Annotated in this window: 1 protein-coding gene; it reads left to right on the top strand. The window is 69.5% G+C overall.

Annotation, left to right across the window (positions count from 1 at the left end):
• Nucleotides 1-6: 6 nt before the first annotated feature.
• The coding region (locus ACSC1Q_RS43080; RefSeq protein WP_495573958.1) for a glycosyltransferase family protein at nt 7-548 on the top strand (542 nt) is incomplete at its 3' end.

Raw genomic sequence — 548 nt, 5'->3', positions numbered from 1 at the left:
CGGGTGGTGAACGATCCGATGATCGGGGAGCTGACCGCGTTCTGCAGGCACTGGAGGCCGGACCTGGTGATCTGGGAGCCGGTCACCCACGCCGGAGCGATCGCGGCCAAGGCGTGCGGCGCCGCGCACGCCCGGCTGCTGTGGAGCCTGGACCTGTTCGCCCGCATGCGCGGCCACTACCAACGCGTCCGCCAGGAACAGGCCCCCGACGAGCGCGACGCGATGGCCGAATGGTTAGGAGCCCGCGCGGCCAAGGCCGGCACCACCTTCTCCGAGGAGATGACCACCGGCCACTTCACCATCGACCCCACCCCGGGGTCGTTACGGCTGGACCTGCCCCACACCTACCTGCCGCTGCGCTACATCCCCTACAACGGCACCGCCGTCATCCCCCCCTGGCTCCACACACCACCCACCAAACCCCGCGTCTGCCTCACCCTGGGCACCTCCGCCACCGAACGCCTCGACGGCTACTCCGTCAGCGTCCAGGACATCCTCACCAACCTCGCCGACCTCGACATCGAGATCGTCGCCACCCTCCCCGAGAA

The organism is Streptosporangium heterodermiicola (genome assembly GCF_051390675.1).
Taxonomy (GTDB): domain Bacteria; phylum Actinomycetota; class Actinomycetes; order Streptosporangiales; family Streptosporangiaceae; genus Streptosporangium.
Note: the sequence above shows the minus strand (reverse complement) of the source record. Positions and strands in the feature narration are given on the sequence as shown.